15 protein-coding genes are annotated in these 17,209 nt (G+C 66.3%); 6 read left to right on the forward strand and 9 right to left on the reverse strand.

Annotation, left to right across the window (positions count from 1 at the left end; all coding sequences use genetic code 11):
- Positions 1 to 10 precede the first annotated feature (10 nt).
- From HW932_RS14440 to HW932_RS14480, 9 genes are all read right to left on the reverse strand, one after another.
- The gene (locus HW932_RS14440; RefSeq protein ID WP_176977201.1) at positions 11 to 1,183 is read right to left on the reverse strand and encodes an ATP-binding protein; all 1,173 of its coding nucleotides are present in this window, start codon (positions 1,181 to 1,183) and stop codon (positions 11 to 13) included.
- Positions 1,177 to 1,620: a methylglyoxal synthase gene (locus HW932_RS14445; RefSeq protein WP_176977202.1), complete on the reverse strand. Its 444-nt coding sequence runs from the start codon at positions 1,618 to 1,620 to the stop codon at positions 1,177 to 1,179. Before HW932_RS14445 ends, HW932_RS14440 begins: the two co-directional genes overlap by 7 nt.
- Positions 1,620 to 2,753, reverse strand: coding sequence for a glycosyltransferase family 4 protein (locus tag HW932_RS14450; RefSeq protein ID WP_176977203.1), 1,134 nt, complete (start codon positions 2,751 to 2,753; stop codon positions 1,620 to 1,622). Before HW932_RS14450 ends, HW932_RS14445 begins: the two co-directional genes overlap by 1 nt.
- Before the next feature lie 24 nt (positions 2,754 to 2,777).
- Positions 2,778 to 3,527 carry a TorD/DmsD family molecular chaperone gene (locus HW932_RS14455; protein WP_176977204.1) on the reverse strand — a complete coding sequence of 250 codons (750 nt, stop codon included), beginning with the start codon at positions 3,525 to 3,527 and terminating at the stop codon, positions 2,778 to 2,780.
- A 108-nt stretch (positions 3,528 to 3,635) separates the two neighbouring features.
- The gene (locus HW932_RS14460; protein ID WP_176977205.1) at positions 3,636 to 6,332 is read right to left on the reverse strand and encodes a molybdopterin-containing oxidoreductase family protein; all 2,697 of its coding nucleotides are present in this window, start codon (positions 6,330 to 6,332) and stop codon (positions 3,636 to 3,638) included.
- 18 nt (positions 6,333 to 6,350) lie between these two features.
- On the reverse strand, positions 6,351 to 7,238 hold the full coding sequence (nrfD, locus tag HW932_RS14465) for an NrfD/PsrC family molybdoenzyme membrane anchor subunit (RefSeq protein WP_176977206.1): 888 nt from the start codon (positions 7,236 to 7,238) through the stop codon (positions 6,351 to 6,353).
- A gap of 13 nt (positions 7,239 to 7,251) precedes the next feature.
- Positions 7,252 to 7,974: a 4Fe-4S dicluster domain-containing protein gene (locus HW932_RS14470; protein WP_176977207.1), complete on the reverse strand. Its 723-nt coding sequence runs from the start codon at positions 7,972 to 7,974 to the stop codon at positions 7,252 to 7,254.
- 394 nt (positions 7,975 to 8,368) lie between these two features.
- Positions 8,369 to 10,417: a methyl-accepting chemotaxis protein gene (locus tag HW932_RS14475; RefSeq protein ID WP_176977208.1), complete on the reverse strand. Its 2,049-nt coding sequence runs from the start codon at positions 10,415 to 10,417 to the stop codon at positions 8,369 to 8,371.
- A gap of 11 nt (positions 10,418 to 10,428) precedes the next feature.
- On the reverse strand, positions 10,429 to 11,268 hold the full coding sequence (locus HW932_RS14480; RefSeq protein ID WP_176977209.1) for a phosphate ABC transporter substrate-binding protein: 840 nt from the start codon (positions 11,266 to 11,268) through the stop codon (positions 10,429 to 10,431).
- A 143-nt stretch (positions 11,269 to 11,411) separates the two neighbouring features.
- Between HW932_RS14480 and HW932_RS14485 the strand changes: the two genes are divergently transcribed.
- The 6 genes from HW932_RS14485 (at position 11,412) to HW932_RS14510 (ending at position 17,192) form a co-directional block, all read left to right on the forward strand.
- Positions 11,412 to 11,957: a sigma-70 family RNA polymerase sigma factor gene (locus HW932_RS14485; protein WP_176977210.1), complete on the forward strand. Its 546-nt coding sequence runs from the start codon at positions 11,412 to 11,414 to the stop codon at positions 11,955 to 11,957.
- A 32-nt stretch (positions 11,958 to 11,989) separates the two neighbouring features.
- Complete coding sequence (moaA, locus tag HW932_RS14490; protein WP_176977211.1) at positions 11,990 to 12,976, forward strand: GTP 3',8-cyclase MoaA; 987 nt, start codon at positions 11,990 to 11,992, stop codon at positions 12,974 to 12,976.
- Positions 12,977 to 13,715: 739 nt separating this feature from the next.
- Positions 13,716 to 14,651, forward strand: coding sequence for an MBL fold metallo-hydrolase (locus HW932_RS14495; RefSeq protein WP_176977212.1), 936 nt, complete (start codon positions 13,716 to 13,718; stop codon positions 14,649 to 14,651).
- 59 nt (positions 14,652 to 14,710) lie between these two features.
- Complete coding sequence (locus tag HW932_RS14500) at positions 14,711 to 15,658, forward strand: sulfurtransferase (protein WP_176977213.1); 948 nt, start codon at positions 14,711 to 14,713, stop codon at positions 15,656 to 15,658.
- A gap of 155 nt (positions 15,659 to 15,813) precedes the next feature.
- The gene (locus tag HW932_RS14505; RefSeq protein WP_176977214.1) at positions 15,814 to 16,449 is read left to right on the forward strand and encodes an FmdE family protein; all 636 of its coding nucleotides are present in this window, start codon (positions 15,814 to 15,816) and stop codon (positions 16,447 to 16,449) included.
- Positions 16,446 to 17,192, forward strand: coding sequence for a sulfite exporter TauE/SafE family protein (locus HW932_RS14510; protein ID WP_176977215.1), 747 nt, complete (start codon positions 16,446 to 16,448; stop codon positions 17,190 to 17,192). The genes HW932_RS14505 and HW932_RS14510 overlap by 4 nt, the downstream gene beginning before the upstream one ends.
- Positions 17,193 to 17,209 lie beyond the last annotated feature (17 nt).

The following is a 17,209-nucleotide window of genomic DNA, read 5'->3' on the forward strand; positions in this document are numbered from 1 at the left end:
CAGCCAACCCTCAAGCACCCAATAGGTCCAGCCAGTCCTCATCCAGTGCGTCCTCCTTGGCGCAGATGGGACAGTGCTTCGCGTCCGGTGTCTCCGGCTCGAAACCATCGCCGCAGCGCGCGCAGACCGTGAGTCGGCGCATCATGAGGGTCGCACGCGGCGCGGCTACCTGGCTCACCCGATGCGCCGGCTGGATCGCAATGGCCTCGACCGGGCAAAGCGCATTGCAGAGACCGCAGTCGGTGCAGAGCGTCGGCTCGAAAGAGATCGCCAGCGCGGTGCGTCCCTCCTCATGCGCGAGCAGGGCGCCGGTCGGACAGCGCTGTCCGCACACCAGACAGCCGGTGCAGTGCGCCTCCAGGGTGCGCAGCCGCCAGGGCAGCGGCCGCTCGGCGGCCCAAGGCAACTGCTCGACCCGCGCCGCCAGCGGCACCTGATAGGGATGCGGCCGACGGACCTCGGTGATGTCGCCCTGGAAGAAGGGCAGATCCGTGCCCGCCTCGTCGTCCTCCTCGACCGGCGCCAGCCAGCACGCCGCCTCCAGCGAGGCGCGCGCCCCGGCGAAGCGCAGGAAGGCGCGGCGGCTGAGCTGGGGCTGATCCTGACGGGCGCGCGGCCCGGCAGCGGCCGACTCGCCTGGCGTAGCCTGGTACAGGCGGGGCGCAGACTCCCCGAGACGTCGCGACAGGCGGCGGCCAACGCGCGCGAGCCACTCCAGCGCGCCGCCGTGCCGACAGCCGGTGCACTGCTCCAGACCGTGCAGATGCAGCGTCTCGACCCCGTCGGCGCGCGCGGCGGCCAGCAACCGCTCGTCGAGCACCCTGAAGCAGGGGATCACCACCCCGCCGCCGCCATCCCGGCTCGCCCCACAATGGAGATGCACTTCGGGCGCACCATCGAGCGCGGCCAGGAACCGCGCCGGTGAGAAACCGCTCAGACGCAGCGCCCCGGCCGGGCAGACGGGCACGCAGCCGCCGCAGCCGGTGCAGCGCGTGCGGTCGACGTCCAGGGCATCAGGCGATAGTGAGAGGGCATCGGCATGACAGGCGGCGGCACAGCGGCGGCAGTGCTCGCCACGTCCGCGCAGATTGAGACAGAGGGTTTCCTCCTCCAGCAGCTCGCGACCCTCCAATAGGGCCAGCGCCGCGCCACGGTTCGATGGAGTCGGCATCGCGTTCAGCATGGCAGGACGCCCTCGCCGGCGTCGAACTCCAGGCGGCCCGCACGCCCTGACTCCAGGCGCCGCCCCAGCCAATGCGTCAGCGCAACCGCGCCGACCATGTTGGTGGCAAGCGGGACGTTGTTGAGGTCGCAGGCGCGATAGAAGGGCGTGATGTCGGGCTCGTCCAAGCGATTCGTCTCCAGGTCGCGGAGGAAATAGACGGCGCGGATGCTATTGGTGCAGATGAGTCCGCAGAGCTGGATTTCCCCGCCCCGGCGCCCGGAGAACAGCGACGTGACCTCCAGCCCGGTTTCGGCCTCGATGGCCGCGCCGGTCTCCAGCGTGGCGAGCAGGCGATAGTCCGCGAACACCGCCCGGCGCTTGCGCACCAGCTTCACCAGGTCCGGCAGACGGGCGGTGTGGGCGATCAGGATCAGGGTCTTACCGGCGCCGGACATCAGAGTCCTCCAGCGAGCGGCCGGCTCACCGTCGCGGCCGGAATCGATCGGCTCCCCGCGCGGACCTCCAGATACAACAGACGGTGCCCCTCGGCGAGTCGGGTCATGGCGACACGGACCGGCTCGCAGGGTCCGCGTTGGGCGGCGAGCGCCGTTCGATCCGCGACCAGCCCGAGCAGTCGTTCCGCCAACAGCTCGGGTTGATCGTGCGGATAGGTCTGTCCCTGCCAACCCTCGCGGAAGCCGGTTCCCTGCACCCGGTCGGAGCGCAGCACCGGCACGCCGAAGGCCGCCGCCAGATCGGTGAGCGGACTCTTGCAGCGCTTACGGTAGGGCATGACCAGGAGATCGCCGGTCGAGAACAGATGCTTGACCTCGGGCGGGCGCAGATAGCGGTCGATCACTGTGATCCGCAGCCGCGCGCGAGCCGCAGCGAGCAGGTGAGGATCGATCCCGGTCAGAACCCCCTCCCCCGCAACCACCAGATGCAGGTGCGCCGGCCAGGGTCGGGCGGCCAGCACGCCGAGCAGCACGTCCAGCCCCTTGCGGGCCGAGCCATGGCCGAAGAACAGCAGCCGCAACTCTTCGTCCCGGGCCTTGGCCAGCTCCGGACAGGGCTGTGTCGGGAAGCTATCGAGCGCCATGGGGTTGGGGCTGCCGGGTAGATGAGCAAGCCGCTCCTGGGGCGTGTCGAGCAGTTCCTCCAGCGCCCAGCCCATGTGCTTGTCGCGCGCGACCACGCGATCGACGCGCCGATAGAGGGCGCGAAACAGCGGCAGGCTCAGCCAGCGCCGCTCGTGCGGCAGGATGTTGTGCGGGGTGTAGATCACCGCGATGCCGCGCGCCCTGGCCCAGTGCAGGAAGGCAAGCGCCGCCAGCGGGCGATTGATCCATTGCAGATGCACCACGTCCGGTCGGTATTCACGCACCTCGCGGCACAGACACAACCAGCCGGCCAGCCCATCGGCGAGACAGGCCCGCTTGTCGAAGGGCGCCGACCAATCGGCCAGCTCGTCACGCGCGCCGGTCAGGAGCCGCACGGCTTCGCCGGCCTGGTGCAGACCCGAGGCCAGGGCATGGCTGTAGTGACAGAGGAACCCGCGGCCCGAGCCCTCGACGATCAGGATGCGCATGAGTGGCTCACCTCCATCATCCGCCTAGAGACCCGATGCCTTGCGGAAATCGGCGTTGTAGTCGAGCTTTTGGGGTTCGCGCCGGTTCTTGGCCAGCAGCTCCTTGAGCCCACGCCGGTCGGTGATCTCGGCCAGCGCCTGCCACAGGAGCTGCTCGGTGAACTGGAGCACCTGGCGGTAGAAGGGGTGCAGCGCCGCGCGCGCGGCGCGCTGGCACCAGCCGGGCGCCCAGGGTCCAAGCTGCTCCAGTAGAAAGCGGTCATAACGCTGTCTGGCCTGCTCGGCGGCCTCGGTGTCACCCCGGCGCAAGGCTTCCGCCTCGGCCTCGGCGAGATGGCCGAGGAAGCCGAGCAGGGTGCCGATGTGGTCCGGGAACTCCCCGCTCAGGCGCCGCCGGTAGTCGAAGCCGGCCTCGCGGTAGGCCGCTGCCGCACGGTCGCAGGGCTCGCGGAAGAGCGCCCCGGTCTCGAACACCGAGGCGTGGGGGTTGACGCAGCCGGGAGCGACCAGGAGTCCGGTGTATTCCTCGGCCAGGACTTCGAGCAGGGTGTCTTCGGCGGTTGCGAAGAAGTCGGCATCGAGTGTCCAGCCCGCGGCGCTCAGTGGCTCGCGCAGTGCGCCGCGCAGCAGGCGCAGTGTCTCGCGGTCGAGCTCCTCTTCGAGACAGCGCGCAATCAGCTTGTACAGACCTGACAGCGCGGCGCGCTCCTCGATGGTTTCATCGGACGCGACCGGCCTGGATGACTGGGTCGCGGTCTGGTGATGTGTCTGCATTCCTCGAATTCCTCGTTTGGATAGGGTACGCATCGCGTACCATTCCACCAGCGACGGGTTCCGTCAGGGTTGGCGGATGCGTTCGGTACGCGATGCGTACCCTACAGATCAATGCCCGCCGGCGTGCAGTGCCGGTTGCGGCAGATGATCCCAATCGATGTCCACTTCCTTGTGATTGATCCGGTGCAGGTCGCCGGTGTAGGCCAGCCGCAGCGTCTGCTCGTAGTCCTTGATGGAGACTTCGACACTGGTCTCGACGTCGCCGTAGTGGTCGCCCGGCTCGGCCTTGTTCACCCGCACCAGGGTGTCGTACCAACCCTGAGAGCCGCCGATGGGGTCCACCGAGAGTCGGATGATGGGATTGGGATGCACGCCCTTGTCGTCCCACCAGACGTTGTGGGTGATGTCCGGATCGCCGCCCTGCGCCCACTCTTCAGCGGCTTCTTTCTGCTTGAGCTGCGACAGACGCCCGTAGGCTGAGTGGCCGCAGGCGGTGGAGACGGCGACGACATCGGGATGGATGCCCTCGGTGATATGAGCGCGGGTGACGATGTGACCGACATCCGAGGTCACGCGGATCAGATCGCCGTCGGCGATGCCGCGCGCGGCGGCGGTCTTGGGATTGATCCAGACCGGATTCTTGTGATACAGCTCGGCCAGGTACTTGATTGAGGCCGTGCGGCTTTGGGTGTGGACGTTGACCTTGAAGGTGGTCAGCACCAGCTCGTCGGAGCGCTTGTCGCGCGAAGGCAACCGCTTGTAGACCGGCAGCGGGTTGAAGCCATAGTCCTTGAAGCTCTGCTTGTAGAGCTCGATGCGGCGCGAGGGGGTGCCGAAGCCGACATAGCTCTGATCCCCGATACGCACGCCGATCGCCTTGCCGTCCTTGCGGATGGTGCCATCCTCGCCGACCTCCGCCCCCTCCAGATCGGCGGCGGGCACCGGCTTTTTGTAGAGTCCGTACTCCGGCTCGACCTCGTTGCCGTTCTTGTCGACGAGCTTGGCGGTGGTCTTGTCGACCTGGCCGTAAATGGGCCAAACGCCCTTGCGCTTCATCAGATCCCAGCCGCCCTCGTCCTTGAGTCCGGGGATGGCGTCGAAGTGGGCGCGCATCCAATCCTCGACGCTGTTGAAGGCGAAATATTGCTGGATCCCGAGCGACCCATCCGGGTCGACCTTCTTGATCACATCGATCAGGGTCTGGCGGAACTCCTGGGTGCCGCCTAAGGGCTTGACCACCGGCTGGCGGATGGACAGACAGGGATAGAGTCCGCTCGGCATGGACTCGGGATCGTGGCGTTCCAGATAGGTGACGTCGGGGATGATGAGATCGGCCAGCTCCGTGGTCTCGGACATATAGGGGCTGAAGGAGACCACGAACGGCAGCAGCGCCTCGTCCTTGAACAGATGCGCCCAAACGTGGCTGGACGGATAGGTGTAGACCGGGTTGTCGTAGAGATGCATCCACACCGACACCTTGGCCTCGCCTTTCATGATCATGTAGGGCACATGGGTCGAGACGTGGTGCGAGGCCAGCGGATAGAGCGGCGGCGCGGCCAGCAGGCTCGCCGTCTTGCCCTTGGGCGGCTCGGGCTGGGGCTGAGGCCAGTCCATGCCGCGCGGCAGACAGTAACCGCCCTTCTTCTCGACATTGCCGGTGATGACATTGAGCATGTGGATGGCGGCCTCCTGATAGGCGCCATAGACATGCTTGGCCGGGCCGCGATAGGAGAAGGTGGTGGCCGGCTTGGTGGTGGCGAACTCGCGGGCGATGCGGCGGATGTCGCGGGCCGGGACGGTCGACTCCTGCTCGGCGAACTCCGGCGTGTAGGGCTTCAGATGCGCGATGAGCTGCTCGGCCGTGACATTGGTCCAGTCGCGGATGAAGGCGGCATCGTAGAGCCCCTCGTTCATGATCACATGCGCCATGGCCAGCGCGATGACCCCATCGGTGCCCGGATAGGGAAAGTACGCCTCGTCGGCAAAGCCCGAGGTGTTCGACAGGCGCACATCGAAGGAGACCAGCTTGGCCTTGTTGCCCACCACGCCGTCGACCAGGCGCTGGGCGTTGGGGTTCATGAAGTAGGCCGTCTCCAGCACATTGGAGCCGAAGTTGATGATGTACTTGGTGTTGGCCCAGTCACAGGACTCGATGTCCGGTCCCCAGGAGGGTTCCAGCCCGACCTTCTTCGAGGACTCGCAGATGTTGGTGTGATTGATCATGGTGTTGGAGCCGAGCGCGTGCATAAAACGATGCACGGCCCCGCCGGTGCGGTTGCGGCCCCATTTGAAGACGATCTCATTGAGGATGGCCTCGTCGCCCTCGGACTGCGCGCGGTCGATCACTTCACGCAGCTTCTTGGCGAGCAGGCTGGTCGCCTCGTCATAGGAGATACGTTTCCACTTGCCCTCGCCGCGCTTTCCGGTGCGCAGTAGCGGGGTCATGATGCGGTCGGGGTCGTAGACGTGCAGGAACCCCGAGTTGCCCTTGGCGCACAGCTTGCCACGGGTGTTGGGGTGGTCCATGTTGCCTTCGAGCTTGACAATGCGGCCGTTCTCGACGAAGGCCACGCCGCCGTCCTCGATGTTGCAGGCCAGACAGGTATAGGGCACGGACTGGCGCTGGGCGCCGGTGACGGCAGAGATGTCGTCGCCCCCCAGTTCCTGCTCCATGGCCATCAGCCGGCGGCTGCCGAGTGACAGGGTACCGGCGGCGGCACCCACGGCGGCGCCGAGCTTGATGAAGTCGCGGCGGCTCAGGCGCCCGATATCGCCCTCGGTGTTTCGGGTTGCGAGATCGCTCATGATGTCGAGACTCCGGGATCAGTAATAGATCTGAGTGAGCTGACCGGCGTAGATCAGCACGCTACGAAAGAAAAAGGCGCCGACCGCCGCCAGCACGGCGGCCAGGGTCAGCACCCAGGCACTCTTCCAGTAATGGGTGACGATCATCAGCAGGAAGGGCGCCAGGATGCCGAGTCCAAAGGTCATCACCCAGAACTGCACCCAGAAGCGCTCATTGATCAGTGTCCAGGCCTGTTGCAGCTCCTCGCTGCCGTAGAGCAGCGTCACCAGCTCGCCGAGGAACAGCGCCAGGGTGGTTCCCAGCGCCACATAGAGAAACCAGTGCAGGAACTCGAAGGTGCGGTCATCGAACTGACCGCGCGCGAGCTGAATGACGCTGACCAGGGCGGTGCCCGAGCTGACCGAGAGGATGACGAACAGCACCGGAATGGTGGGGTTGCTCCAGAGCTCGCGGGTCTGGTGCACCATCAGATCCAGACCTGTATAGAGCGGCATGGAGAGACTCAGCAGCATGCCGAGGATGCCGATCGGCTTGAGCAGCTGGGGCCGGTTGAACCAGAGGGCGGCCAGAAAACCGACGATGCACAGCCCGAACAACGGCAGGAAGAGTGCGCCCCAGGACAGCGGTGAAGTCCAATGGAAATGCAGGATCGGATAGAGGAAGCGCTCCGGTGCCCCCAGATCGACGATCAGCAGCGGACCGGAGATCAGCAGCAGCAACAGCGCCGCCAGCATGCCGGTTTTCTGGAAGGGCTCCATGGAGCGCGCGATGCCGCCGAAGACATTGCCGAAGACCGCCGGCGCCGCCGCGTAGACATAGGTCATGGCCGCCGTGCCGATGAGGAAGAAGTAGACCGTGATCTCCCAACCCCAGGGGGCGATGTTGAATTCAGAGTACTCGAACATGGCTGTATCCCCCTCAGAGCACGCCGGAGAAGAACTGGGTGCCACGGTTGTGGCGGTAGAAGGCCTCCGCGTCGGCGCGGGCCGCGTGTGACACCGGCCGGCTCAGAACCTGCTCGGTGTGGACGCGGTCGGGCTTGATGTAATAGACCTGCGGGGCGGTGCCCTTCTCGGGCTTGAGTGTGACCACGCTGTGGCGCGCGACCAGGCGCGCAACCTCGCTGTTGGGGTCGTTTAGATCGCCGAAGATGCGCGAGCGCCCGAGACAGGTCTGCACGCAGGCCGGCACCAGATCGGCGGCCACCCGGTGATGACAGAAGGTGCACTTGTCGATCACCCCGCCGATCTTCACCCGGTCGCGGTTCTTCGGCAGCACATGCCGGGCGTTGTAGGGACAGGCCGCGATGCAGGTGCGGCAGGAGATGCAGCGCTCGTAGCGCTGGAGCACGAAGCCTTCTTCATGCTTATAGGTCGCCTCGGTCGGACAGTTGCGCACGCACGGCGGGTTGTCGCAGTGATTGCACAACCGCGGCATGAAGTGGCGCTTGGTGTTGGGATAGCTCCCGGTGTCCTTGACCTTGACGATGGTGCGCCACACCCCGAGCGGCACGTCGTACTCGGCCTTGTCCGCGCAGACGCAGGCCATGCAGCCGATGCAGCGGCGCAGGTCGATGACCATCGCCCAGCGCTTCTTGCCCGGCACCCCGAGCGATGGTTGGGCTTGTAACCCGACTGGCATGATGTCTCCCCTCCTCCGGTGAGCCCCATGAGGGGCCGATGAACCGGGCCGTCATGGCGACCCTCTTGTTCGGATCGCATAAGCAGGGTGCATACCTGACTATTTCAATACGAAGAACAGGGGATTGATTGGATTGACAATTATCAATGCGAGCGGGATGGCGTTGGGAGGCGATCCGGGCGTCCGGCACGGCAGGCGTTACAAGAACGTAACGCCAGAATCGGGCAAATATGCCTATTTGTCTTGCAATTCAAAAACTTGAATTCGAGGTAACACATCCGGCCAAACGTTACCCAAGCGTAACGCCTCAACCTCGCTCAAGCCGGATGCGAGCAACCGGCCTTGGCGGTGCGCCGCCCAAGTGTCGGCGCGCTCGATTCCGCCCAGGCCCGGTTCACAGAGCTTCAAGCCTCGGCACTCTGTGCGGCGCGGTCAGCGCGGCCTGCGAACTCCCCAACCGGAACTGTCCCACCACCGTCTCCAGTTCCCCGGCCTGCTGCTCCAGACTCTCGGCAGCCGCCGCCGACTGTTCGACCAGCGCCGCGTTCTGCTGGGTGATGGCGTCCAGCCCGGCGATCGCCCGCGCTACTTCCTCGACGTCAGCGTTCTGCGTACCGCTGACTTGGGCGATCTCGCCGACCAGTCCGCTGACGCGCTGGAAGCTTGTGACCACCTCCTCCATCGCCGCCCCGGCCTGCCGGACCAACTGCTCACCGCCGCCGATCTGCTCAACCGACTCGGCGATCAGGGTCTTGATCTCGCGCGCGGCCGTGGCGCTGCGCTGGGCGAGCGCGCGCACCTCGGCGGCAACCACGGCGAAGCCCTTGCCCTGCTCACCGGCCCGCGCGGCTTCGACGGCGGCATTGAGCGCCAGGATGTTGGTCTGGAAGGCGATCCCGTCGATGACCTCGGTGATGTCGGCGATACGGCTCGATCCGGACTGGATCTCGCCCATAGTGGCAACAGTGCGCCGGACCAGCTCACCACAACGCTGCGCGGCGGCATTGGCGCCCTGGCTGAGCGTCTGGCACTGACGGGCGTTGTCGGCCGTCTGGCGCACGGTTCCGTTCAGCTCGTCCATGCGCGCGGCGATCTGCTCCAGACTGCCGGCCTGCTGCTCGGTGCGCCGCGAGAGATCGAGATTGCCGACCGAGAGTTCGCGCGCAGCGGCATGAATCGACAGCGTGGACTCCTGGATGCGTTGCACTACCTCGTGCGTGGCCTCCAGCGTGGCATGGGTATCGTCGCGCAGCCGACCGAAGACGCCGCCATGATCGGTCGTGATGCGCTGGGTCAGATCACGCTCGGCCATCGCCTGGAGCACGCGCGCCACGTCTTCGAGTCCGGCCGAGACCAGCCCGGAAAGCTGATTGAGTCCTTCGGCGATCTGGAGGAAGACACCCTGCTTGCCCTGAGTCTGGAGCCGCTGCTCGAACCGACCCTGGGCGGCGGCCTCGACCACGGCGCGGATCTCCTCGACGGTTTCGCGCAGGGTCTCGACCGTGGTGTTGACGCCGCGCTGGGTCTCGCCAAAGATGCCCGGATACTCGCCCTCGATACGCTGGCTCAGATCGCCCTGGGCCAGCGCCGCCGTCACCCGCATCACGTCGTGCAGCCCGGCGCGGGTGATGCCGGTCATCTGGTTGATCAGCTCGGCGAGTTCGCGCGCCACGCCCTGCAATTGGTCGCTGTCGAGACGTTCGTCGAAGCGACCTTGCGTGGCCTGGCCGACGATATCCTTGATCCCGGTCAGCAGGAGACGCAGGGCCTCGCGCATGGTCTGGAGCGCGCGCAGCAGATCGGCGATCTCGTCGTTGCCGCTGACCTGGATGGTCCCGGACAGATCGCCGGCCGCGATCGCCTCGGCCACCTGGGCGGCACGACCGATGGGCCGCGCGACCGTGCGCACCACCAGCATCGCCAGCCCCACCAGGATGATGATGATGGCGACCAGGACCACGCCCTGCACCACCCAGGCCAGTGCGGCCATGTGGTCGCGTTCCTGCTCAGCCGCGCCCAGGCGCTGGGCGATGGTGACGTCGATGCGCCGCTCCTGTTCGCGCAGTTGATCGAGCCGGCGCGCGCCCTCCTCGGTGCGGTTCTCCAGATAGACCGAGTTGATGGCGACCATGGCGGCGAAATAGTCCTGGAAGGGCGCGCGCAGATCGGCGCCCGTGGCGCCCAGGTCGCCGATCAGGCCATCGGTGCGGCGCGCGACCTGCGCGATCTCGATCGCCAGCGATTCCTGCCGGGTCAGTATGCCGGTCTGTACCCGCGCGGCGATCTCACGCACCGCCGAGCCGATACCGAGCAGCGCGCGCTCATGCGCGGCCACCGACTGGCGTTGCAGATCGAAGACGAACAGGACCGACAGCAGGGCCAGTACCAGTCCGCCCAGCAATCCATAGGGGGCGATGATCTTGGTGGTCAATGTCAGGCGCATCCAGATTCCCCCTAGCGGTCGACGCTCAAAAAGCCGAGTGATTTCACCACGTCCTGTCCGCGCGGACTCAGGGCCAGCGCCAGGAAGGCCGAGACGCTCGGCGTCGGTTCGCGGTAGACGAGATTGAGCGGGCGCACGATCGGATAGCGCCCGTCGGCGATGGCGGCGTTGGACGGCTCCACGCCGTCGAGCACCAATACCTTGACCGGCAGGCCGGCCTCAGCCATCGCGTGCGCGGTGCCGACCGAGACATAACCGATAGCGCCGGGCAGACCGCCGACCAGGGTCAGGGCCTCCAGGTTCGAGCCGATGACATAGGCTTTTTGACTGATGCGCGGGGTGTCGCTCGGTGGGCGATCCGGGCTTTGCAGTCCGGTGAAGTGCTCGAAGAGTTCCAGGGTGCTGCGTCCGACTTCCTTGCTCACCCTCACCACGGCCAGGTCCGGGCCGCCGAGTGCGCGCCAGTTGTCGATCCGGCCGCTATAGAGTTCGACGAGCTGGGACTTGGTGATCCGGTCGAGCGGATTGTCGCGGTTGACGATGATCGCCAGGGCATCGAGACCGATGGTGGTGTGGCGCAGTTCGGTCCGTTCCTCGGACTTGAGATCGCGCGAGACCATGCCGATCTGGCTCGCCCCGCTGAGGGCGTTCTTGACTCCGGCGCCGCTGCCGCCGCCGGCCAGTTGCACAGGCTCTCCGGTCTGTTCGGTAAAGACGGAAACCAGTCGCTCGACCACGGGCTGGACCGTGCTTGAGCCCGAGATGTCCAGGGCCGCCAGGCCCGGACTGGTCAGGCTCAGCACGAGCGCACCGCCGGTCAGGTACAGGGGAAATCGCTTGAAGAGGGGCATGTTGTTATTGTGTGCTCATTTGGTGGTCGGACGGTTGGGCTTGGCCGCGCCCAAAACCCCAACAATAATCGGGTTGGCGTTGTCGGCCAACCCTGGATTATAAGTCGCTCCAAGCACGCACTCTCGGACAACCAGATTCCAACATGCACCACACGCCCCCCTGTCTTCTGAACGCTTGGTCGAGTCATGCGCCCGAGCTGAAACGCTACCTCGATCATCGTCTGGGCGATGCCGATGAAGCGGCGGATCTGCTCCAGGACGCTTTCATCAAGGCGCTGCGCCAGGGCCGGGGATTCTGCGCGGTCCGCAATCCGCGCGCCTGGCTGTTCCAGGTCGCACGCAACACCCTGACCGACCGTCTGCGCGCGCAACGCGAACACCTCCCGCTCAGCGAGGATCTCCCCGCGCCGGCCGACACGCCCCCGTCGCCGTTGGATCGACTCGCGGAATGTCTGCCGCGCGTGCTCGCCGAGCTGTCCGAGGCCGATCGGCTGGCGTTGACGCTCTGCGACATCGAGGGCCAACCCCAGCAGGTACTCGCCGACCGACTGGGCCTGTCGCTGCCTGGCGCCAAGTCGCGCCTCCAGCGTGCCCGGACGCGCTTGCAGCGGCGGCTGGTCGAAGCCTGTCAGGTCCGTTTCGACGAACAGGGTCGCGTCTGCTGTTTCACGCCACGCGATACCGAGTGACAGTCAAAATCATAAGAAGAGGACACCCGAGGATGAGTCACGCCCCATTGACCGACCCCTTCGGTCGCCGCATCGACTATCTGCGTCTCTCGGTCACCGACCGTTGCGATCTGCGCTGCGGCTATTGTCTGCCCAAGGGCTTCAAGAGCTTCGAGGAACCGGCGCACTGGCTGAACTTTGATGAGATCGAGCGCGTGGTCGCGGCCTTCACGGCGCTGGGCGTGCGTCGGGTGCGACTGACCGGCGGCGAGCCGCTGATGCGCCGCGGCCTGACCGAACTGGCCGCGCGTCTGTCGGCCCTGCCCGGTCTCGACGATCTCTCACTGTCGAGCAATGCTACCCAGTTGGAGTCGCTCGCCGATCCGCTGGCGCGCGCTGGTGTGCGGCGGCTCAATGTCAGTCTCGACAGCCTGAATCCCGAAGTCTTCCACCAGATCACGGGCGGCGATCTGGGGCGGGTGCGGCGCGGCATCGCGGCGGCGCGGGAGGCCGGCATGGAGCCGATCCGCGTCAATACGGTGGTGATGCGTGGAGTCAACGATGCCGAGATCGAGGACATCCTCGACTACTGCGCCACCCATGGTTTCACCCTGCGTTTGATCGAGACCATGCCGATGGGGGCGACCGGACAGGCGGCGATGAATGCCTTCGGCGACCTGGAACCGATCAAACAGCGGCTGGAGCAGCGGTTCGAGCTGATCCCGGACATCCTGCCCGGCGGTGGTCCGGCTCGTTACTACCGGGTGGCCGGAACCGAGACCCGGCTCGGCTTCATCACGCCCATTTCGCAGCACTTCTGCGAGACCTGCAACCGGGTGCGTCTGACCGTTGAGGGCACTCTCTATCTGTGCCTGGGTCAGGAGCACAGCTACCCGCTGCGCGAACTACTACGCGGGGGTATCGACGACGCGGGTCTGATCGAGCACATCCGCCGCGCCATCGCACTGAAACCGGAGCGCCATGTGTTCAAGGAACGCCCGGGGCAGGTCATCCGCTTCATGTCGATGACCGGCGGCTGAGCGCGGCGAGGAACCGTCGCAGCGTTCCAGTGCGCGCCGGATGTCCCAGCGTTCACACTCGGCGAGGTCCTCGCGTAATCCAGATGGCGCCTCGCGGGCGTTTGGAAGCCCGGCGAAGTGATTGAGCGTGCTAAAGCTGGAGGATTGGCCTCAAGCGGCCTTTTCGACCTCGACCGCCAGGCGCCGTCCCACGGCGAGTTCCCTTCCAGCAGCGCCTCATCGAAGGTCTTGCCTTTTGTCTGAGATGAGTTAAGCGGCGACGCCTGACCCGGTCCCCGAGCCGAACAGCCTGCGCCGAATAAGGACTGAGCGATAGCGAAGGCCGCATTGGCATTCCGGCGCTCGTGCTTGTCGGTCCGATGGGGGTATTCACAGGATGAGAGAGGCAAAAGGCAAGACCTGACACCATGCCGCGCGGCCAGAACCGCAACGGCGAGGTTTACGGCAAAAGGACTGGGACAACTGGAGCCTGGACCTCAAGTACGCCCTAACCAAGCGCTCGGAGCTGCTGGTCGCCTGGGATCAGCGGATCAACGACACCGGCGACCAGGATTTCAGTACCCTCACACTGGGCCTGCACGCCAAGTTCGGGTACTGATCCATCCCCCGCCCCAGGGCGCCGCCCCCAGCCGCTCGGCCATTGGGGGCGGCTCGGGGCCTTCACTGGGAGACACACATGTCCAATCGATCGCTGCCAGCCGGCCTACCCGACCGGACGGGCCGTCGGCCCCTTCCTTCCATGCCTCGGCCAGGGCGGCTCGCGCGCGCCGGTCTCGCCCTGCTCGCGCTCCTCGCCGCTCCGGTCGGCGCTTGGGAGATGGCCACGGTGCTGGTCGCCGAGCGGGTTTACGCACTCATCGGGCCGCTGGAAGGCCGCACGCCGGAGAATCTGGCGCTCAACGCCAACCTGGGGTTCATCGTCACCGACGCGGGCGTGGTGCTGGTCGATAGCGGCGCGACCGCCAAGTCCGGCCCCTTGATCGAGCAGGCGGTCGCGGCCGTGACCGACCAGCCCATCCGCTGGGTCGTCAATCTCGGCAGTCAGGACCACCGCTGGCTCGGCAATGGCTATTTCGCCGAGCGCGGCGCGCGCCTCATCGCCCTGCGGCGCACCGTGGAGACCCAGCGCACCCTGGCCGAGTCCCATCTGGCGTGGCTGCGCGAGACCATCAGCGACGCTGTCGACGGCACCGTGCCGATGACCGCGCCGGAGCCGCTCGCCGGTGACCGCGAGACCCTGGAGCTGGGCGGTACGCGCATGGAGCTGCTGTGGCTGGGCGACGCCCACTACCGGGGCGACGCCCTGCTCTGGCTGCCCGAGTCCGGCGTGCTCTTCAGCGGCGATCTGGTGTTCATGGACCGGATGCTCGGCGTCTGGCCGTACAGCCCGGTTCGCGACTGGCGCGACAGCTTTCAGGCGATGACGGCGCTCGCGCCCAAGATCATCGTCCCTGGCCACGGGACTCCCGGAGACCTGGCCAAGGCCAGGCGCGATACCGGCGACTATCTCGACTGGCTGGTGCGCGAGGTCGAGGCGTCACTGGCCAACTGGGAGCCGATCGACGAGACCCTGGAGCGCCTGGCGCGGGCACCCGCTTTCGAACACCTGGAGCACTTCGCGAGCTGGCACAGACGCAATGTCCATCAGACCTATCTACAGTTGGAAGCCAACTGAAGACCGCTGAGAAGCTGTCCATTTTCGACCGAACCACCACCCATCCGGAGGACACCACGATGTCACGCACCCAGCTCCAGGGGCTCCGCGCCCTCTGGCTCACCGCCCTGCTCCTTCTCGCGCTCCCCGCCCTGCCGACCCGTGCCGCCCCCGCCTTCCTGGTCGACGCCGACTGGCTGGCCGAACATCTGGAGGACGACAACCTCATCGTGCTGGAGGTGCGCTACCACCCGCACCGCTTTTTCACCGTCGGCCACATCCCCGGCGCGGTGCAAGTTCAGCGCTTCAAGGATCTCGGCGACAACCAGGCCAGCCCCATCATGCGCTTCCCATCGCGCGCGGCCTTTCAGGAGACCCTGCGCGGCTGGGGCGTGAACGACGATTCCACCCTGGTCCTCTACGACGACTCCAGCACCGCGCTCACCTCCCGGCTCTACTACCTGCTGGAGCTGTACGGATTCGACATGGCGCGGGTCAAGATCCTCAACGGCGGCGCGCTCGAATGGACCGGATTCAACGAGTTGACGAAGGAAACCACGCTCGCCCGCCCGCGCGGAACGGTCACGCTGAAGGAGGCCAACCCGGACCTCTTCGTCGAATGGACCCAGGTCTACGACGACGTGGTCGCACGGCGCGACCCGAATGTCGTCCTGATCGACGCCCGTCCCCACGACATGTACAGCGGCGAGGTGATCCGTCACGCCATCATGGGCGGACACATCCCCGGCGCGGTCAATGTCGTGAGCCTGGAGGGCACCGACGGCCAGACCGGCAAATGGCGTGATGACGCGGCGCTCAAGGCGCTCTATGCGTCCATCCCCAAGTACACGCGCATTTACGTCTACTGTCACGACGGCTTCCGCATGGGCCTGGCCTATCTCCAGCTCAAGCACCTCGGCTACCCGGACGTGCGTCTCTACAACGGCGGCTGGTCGCACTGGGGCAACGAGCTGACCCTGCCGGTGGTCGAGGGGGCGGAGCCGCTGGGGGGCGATTTCGCGTTGTAAGCGCTCCGCGCGCCGACGTGCATATGCACTGATTCATGGGAGCCTACGCATGGCGTATGCACGGCTCCCTGCATCCTTTTGCGCTCAACCACGTCTCCTGATGCGTCGGGGCCGATTCACATCGGCGATCTTTCACACAGACAGGATAACGATCCATGATTCAAGCGCACGATTTCTATGAGCACGGCCTGGCCTTGCACGGTCACAAATGCCCCGCGATGCCGATGGGGCTGCGGGTCGGCGCGGCGGCCCTGAATGCACTCGGTGTCGAACGGGCCGCCGACGGCCAACTGCTCGCACTCCTGGAGCTCGGCGAGGATCACTGCGCGACCTGCTTTGCCGATGGTGTGCAGATGGTCACCGGCTGTACCTTCGGCAAGGGCAACATCAAGAAGCTGCACTACGGCAAATGGGGCGTGACCCTGATCGAGGTCGCCAGCGGACGCGCGGTGCGGGTCACACCCAAGGCAGAGGCGATGCTGGCCAACAAGCAGACCGCTTTCTTCACTGACTATCGTGAGAAGGGCATTCCGGCCTCGAAAGTGCCCCTGGAGGTCGTCCAGCCGCTGGTCGATCGGGTCATGAGCGCCCCGGATGAGCAGCTCCTCACGGTTGGTCCGATCTTCGAGCATCCGATCGAACATCATGCGCACTCCTTCGCCGGGTTGGTGTGCGAAGCCTGCGGCGAGATGGTGGTCGAAGGCTACGCGCGCCTGGCCGGCGAGCAGCGGGTCTGCATCCCCTGTCATGAGCGGATCACCGGAATCCGCGAGCCGCAGTCGGCCGCATGACTCTCCTCGTTCTCACCGCCCTGATCACGCTCGCCCTGACCACGCTGTTCAGCATGGCCGGGGTGGGCGCGGCGCTGATCCTGATCCCGGTCTTCCTCGCCTTCGGCATCGAGCTGCACACCGCCATGGCCACTGCACTGCTGCTCAATGCGCTCGGGATGACGGTCGCCTCCATCACCTTCATGCGCAAGGGCTTGGTGGAATGGCGGCTGGTCGCGCCCATGCTGGTGCTGGCGGTCGGTCTGTCGCCCGTGGGCGTCTGGGCCGCCCACGGACTCGACCGGACGCCGTTGCTGTGGCTGTTCGTGGTCTTTCTGGTCTTCGCCGCCGGCATGATGCTGTTCTACCAGCCCAAGCCGCGTTCGAGCCGGGCCAAGACAGCGGCCACACTGGCACTGGGGCTACCGGTCGGCGGCGTGGCGGGCTTCATCGGCGGGCTGCTCGGCGTCGGCGGCGGCAACATCATCGTGCCGGCGCTGGTGGCGTCCGGGCTGGAACCCAAGCGCGCCTCAGCCAGCGCGTCCTTCGTGGTGATCTTCGCCTCGCTCAGCGGCTTCCTGGCGCATGTCCAGGTTGCGCGCATCGATCCGGCCCTGCTCGGTGTCACAGCCGTCGCGACCCTGGCCGGGGCGGCGCTCGGCGCCTGGCTGGCCACCGAGCGTCTCAGCGGCCATCAATTGAAGCGCCTCATCGCCCTGGTGCTGCTCGCCGTCGCGATCAAGACCGCCTGGGGACTGTTGTAACCAAACGCCGCCGCACG

The organism is Allochromatium humboldtianum (genome assembly GCF_013385175.1).
GTDB lineage: Bacteria > Pseudomonadota > Gammaproteobacteria > Chromatiales > Chromatiaceae > Thermochromatium > Thermochromatium humboldtianum.

Bases quoted from the DNA above. Each gene is read 5' to 3' on its own strand.
- HW932_RS14505 (WP_176977214.1), top strand. From the start codon at position 15,814: ATGATTCAAGCGCACGATTTCTATGAGCACGGCCTGGCCTTGCACGGT.
- HW932_RS14455 (WP_176977204.1), bottom strand. From the start codon at position 3,527: ATGCAGACACATCACCAGACCGCGACCCAGTCATCCAGGCCGGTCGCG.
- HW932_RS14460 (WP_176977205.1), bottom strand. From the start codon at position 6,332: ATGAGCGATCTCGCAACCCGAAACACCGAGGGCGATATCGGGCGCCTG.
- HW932_RS14485 (WP_176977210.1), top strand. From the start codon at position 11,412: ATGCACCACACGCCCCCCTGTCTTCTGAACGCTTGGTCGAGTCATGCG.
- HW932_RS14510 (WP_176977215.1), top strand. From the start codon at position 16,446: ATGACTCTCCTCGTTCTCACCGCCCTGATCACGCTCGCCCTGACCACG.
- HW932_RS14480 (WP_176977209.1), bottom strand. From the start codon at position 11,268: ATGCCCCTCTTCAAGCGATTTCCCCTGTACCTGACCGGCGGTGCGCTC.
- HW932_RS14495 (WP_176977212.1), top strand. From the start codon at position 13,716: ATGCCTCGGCCAGGGCGGCTCGCGCGCGCCGGTCTCGCCCTGCTCGCG.
- HW932_RS14500 (WP_176977213.1), top strand. From the start codon at position 14,711: ATGTCACGCACCCAGCTCCAGGGGCTCCGCGCCCTCTGGCTCACCGCC.
- HW932_RS14445 (WP_176977202.1), bottom strand. From the start codon at position 1,620: ATGTCCGGCGCCGGTAAGACCCTGATCCTGATCGCCCACACCGCCCGT.
- HW932_RS14450 (WP_176977203.1), bottom strand. From the start codon at position 2,753: ATGCGCATCCTGATCGTCGAGGGCTCGGGCCGCGGGTTCCTCTGTCAC.
- HW932_RS14440 (WP_176977201.1), bottom strand. From the start codon at position 1,183: ATGCTGAACGCGATGCCGACTCCATCGAACCGTGGCGCGGCGCTGGCC.
- HW932_RS14475 (WP_176977208.1), bottom strand. From the start codon at position 10,417: ATGCGCCTGACATTGACCACCAAGATCATCGCCCCCTATGGATTGCTG.
- nrfD (WP_176977206.1), bottom strand. From the start codon at position 7,238: ATGTTCGAGTACTCTGAATTCAACATCGCCCCCTGGGGTTGGGAGATC.
- moaA (WP_176977211.1), top strand. From the start codon at position 11,990: ATGAGTCACGCCCCATTGACCGACCCCTTCGGTCGCCGCATCGACTAT.
- HW932_RS14470 (WP_176977207.1), bottom strand. From the start codon at position 7,974: ATGCCAGTCGGGTTACAAGCCCAACCATCGCTCGGGGTGCCGGGCAAG.